The following is a 3,584-nucleotide window of genomic DNA, read 5'->3' as shown; positions in this document are numbered from 1 at the left end:
TTTTATAATTCATATATTGTTCATTTTCATTTTCCGCATTTTTGGGATATTGCGTACAACGGTCTTGGCTATGCGTAGTGCGGGATTTCAAGGCACTTCACTTTCCGTTTAGCAGTTTGTTTATTTATTGTAATTACTTTCATATTAGCACTTTTGCCCGCATTACGTATAGCCGTTGTTGGGGCATCGTGTTTTATTCTTTTTTCAATTCTTCTAACATCCATTCTAGTCGATTCCTTGCTGAACTTATACAGTCCAAATAACTCATATAAATAATATCTGACTGAACGGATTTAATTGTTTTGTCAATCTTCCCACCCATGAGAATTATATCTATGGGTTGATTGCCAAAATATTCTGCTAACTCGTCTTTGTATTTTACTGCTTGGGCTTCTGTATCTCTAGTTAACGTGAAATTTGGTCTTTTAAATTCTATAAGAAGTAATCTTCGACTGACTGTCCTTGAAAGAAATAAATCTGGTCGTTTCTTAGAGTTTTTACCCTTATACTTTTTATCAAGCATGTTTTTAATAGCAGTCTTCAAATTAGTGTCAGAAAAGAGTACGGAATAATCATCTCCAAGAATCCAAGTACTTTTCTCTAAAGCTTCATGAATATGTTTTTCCAATGTCTTTGGGTCGTGTATGAGAATGGAAAGTTCATCCAAGTATTTTAGTCTATTAATTGCTTGACTCGTGACAATACTCATTTCTAAAAGCCCGAATTCTGAAAGAGCACCCGCAAATTTTTCTATATCATGGTTTTCAGTTTCTTTGATATTTGAAACGATATCCCAATAATGGTCTTTTTCCATTGCAGAAACCATAACTGAAATTACAGTATTTATTCGGTCTTCAGTTTCGCCATAGAACTTTTCAAGAGTCTTGTATAATGCCTTTTTGGCGAATGGTTGCTTAAATTCGGGAAGCTTTGATAGTTCTTTATTTATTTTCCTTTGATACCTGGCTCTAGCCATTTTCATGTCTGTTGCAAAAACTTCATCAACAGATTTTTTAACGTTTTTAGTGGCATCGTCTAGAATAGTTTTATAGAGTTTGCTATTCTCAATAATAGCACCATGATCAGCTGTAACATCGTCTTCCAAATCATCACAAATTATTTCGCCATAAATTCGATTCTTTAATTTCTTGGGAATTAAATCATCATCATTTAATAGATTTTGAGGTCGACCAATAATCTTGTTATTTACTCTTGTTACAATTCCTGCTTGTTTTATTGGCTTTGGTGTTATGGTATATTTTAAAACAGCTTCCTTTCCTTCGTGAATAATTTTCTTTTCATAAGTTTTACCAGCTAAGTCTTCAACTCCTAGCTTTTCATTGTTAATGAAAAGTTCAAAATCATGTTCCCGACCGTAGTCCCACATAAGAATTTCGCCTAGTCTAGTTGGATTTGGAAAATCTAAGTTTTGATTAAGTCCAAACAGAGTTATTATAGTTCCGTGTTTTTCTTTGTCGCAAGATTCTGTCTCTATGAATAAAGGCACTTTTTCAAGGTCATAATTTCCTTTAGCAAGTTCGGACTTATTAATTTTAAGTGTTGTTTTTACTCCATTAGAAAAAGTCTCAATCTGCATTATTTCAGCGACCATAAGACCTGAGAATTTACCGATACCTTTTCTGCCTTTTACTTTTCGTTTCTTCTTGAATGTCGTATCACCTTTTCTACTTGTCCGACTATTAGCAACGTTTAAATATTCTGAACGAACTTCATTTTCTTTCATGCCTGAACCATTGTCAGCAACAATTATTTTCGGGTCTGGTGTCAATTCTTTTGGCAAGAAAATTTCAACCTTTTCAGAGTCCGCATCATATGCGTTGTCGATAAGTTCTTTAATAGCATCTTCGGTCGAACGATACGTTTCACCTAACAGTTCGGCTAATTTGGTGTCTACTTTGAAGAATGCTTGTTTACTCATGGTTTCGTTTTTTACATGTGCCCCAACGTGTTTGTATATGGTTTGTTGCGTGGTTTAGCACGTAATTTAGCAAATAAAAACCGAATAGAAAATCCGCGAGGATTTTCGTAAGTAGGCTAGAACTAGCAATAAATTATATACGGTGTTGCCTACAGTATTTTTTTAGTATGCCATTCGTATTTCGGTTCAGACTCAAAATCTCTGATTATTAAAATTCCTTTCCGCATTGCTAAATAAATGTCATTTTTCTTTATAAACGAATTTGTTGGATATAAATAGCCCCAATAAATTGGTGATTTTAAAAGTGTAGTCATTTTTCCGTTTTCATCAAATCTTAAAATATGTTGTGTTGTAATAATATATAATGAATTATTATGCACAAAAGTAATATCTGGTGTTCCTGGCAGTTTTGATTCGAATTTATAATTCCATTTACCATCTTTGAAGATAATTTCATAAAGACCTCCATTTCCGTCTATCATTTGTGCCAAACCTCTAGTTGCATAGATTTTGTCATTAAATTCAAAAATGTCGCATACATTCTTTGGGATGTAAGGATATTTCCATTCATCATTTTTGTCGATTAGTTCCAATGTGTAGTTATAATCGTTATAAATTGAAACAAATTTTAAACCTCCTCCAAATTCGCCGTGATTATATCCAATCAAATAACCATTAAATACAGATTTAATATATTTTGTTCCGCTTATGTTCTTTACACTATCAATTGAGAAAGGCAACACGTCTCCATTAACTCTTGTGTATTTGTTTTCTACAATTGTTATTGTATCTTTTAAGTTATTGAAACTCCAACGATACTTTGAGTTACTGGCTTCATTCAATTCTATAAAGCTAGTTGGTATACTGTCAATTTTCCAATCGGACAAATCTATTTCTTGACTTTTTCCAAATTGAAATAATAAAAGGGTTATTATTAGCAGGATGTTTTTCATATTGTTGGCAACGTGTTTGTGTATGGAAAGTTGCGTTTTTGTGTGCGAGGATTTTCCGAAGGAAAATCAGACGTAACAAAAATGCAACGACCTTTGGTTAAGCACTAATTTAGCAATTTTTTATACACGTTGTTGCCAACAGTTGTTTTTTCGTTTTTTTACTTTCTTAAAATTCAAAAAAATTCGATAATAACAAACTAGCTACAATTTCCACCATATTTTTTTAGTCAATATTTTTTAATTCCGCAACTTGCTAAATTTCGCAAAAGTGATTTTCTTCATTCAGTTCGTTTTTCGCTACGTTTATAAATTCCGTTTGATTGGTAATTCCGCAAACTTGCTCAAATTCCGTTTTGCTTTTCATTCCACATTTGAGTCAGAATTTATTTTGATTTTTTCAATAATTTTTTTCCTAAAATTGAAATATAAAAAGCCACTAAAATAGCTAACGAGATATAAAATAAAATTTCATAGAGTTCCGTTTTATCAGGTTCTGTTTTTCCAATATAATCAGGTTTGTCATTTTTAGTCAGCATTAAATATGTACAAACTAAAAACCATAAATGGACTACAAATATTTGAAGTTTAAAGATTAATTTCATTCAGCGTTCTGATTTTCCTCAATTGTTGGCAACGGTGCGCGTATATGAAAAGTAGCGTCTTAAAGATCAACTGCTTTTCGGGTTTAAAAT

The 3,584-nt window shown here is 32.2% G+C and carries 3 protein-coding genes; all 3 read right to left on the bottom strand.

The features are described 5' to 3' along the window. Nucleotides 1-193: 193 nt before the first annotated feature. Nucleotides 194-1,939: an ATP-binding protein gene (locus ABD730_RS13035; RefSeq protein ID WP_344715245.1), complete on the bottom strand. Its 1,746-nt coding sequence runs from the start codon at nucleotides 1,937-1,939 to the stop codon at nucleotides 194-196. Nucleotides 1,940-2,088: 149 nt separating this feature from the next. Then, entirely contained in the window at nucleotides 2,089-2,892 is an 804-nt protein-coding gene (locus tag ABD730_RS13030) for a hypothetical protein (protein ID WP_344715243.1), read from the bottom strand. 383 nt (nucleotides 2,893-3,275) lie between these two features. Then, nucleotides 3,276-3,494, bottom strand: a complete 219-nt coding sequence (locus ABD730_RS13025; protein ID WP_154366969.1) for a hypothetical protein — start codon at nucleotides 3,492-3,494, stop codon at nucleotides 3,276-3,278. Nucleotides 3,495-3,584: the final 90 nt, after the last annotated feature.

It is taken from the genome of Winogradskyella damuponensis (assembly GCF_039538385.1).
Taxonomy (GTDB): domain Bacteria; phylum Bacteroidota; class Bacteroidia; order Flavobacteriales; family Flavobacteriaceae; genus Winogradskyella; species Winogradskyella damuponensis.
The sequence above is the reverse complement of the archived record's forward strand: the minus strand, read 5'-3'. Positions and strand labels throughout refer to the sequence as shown.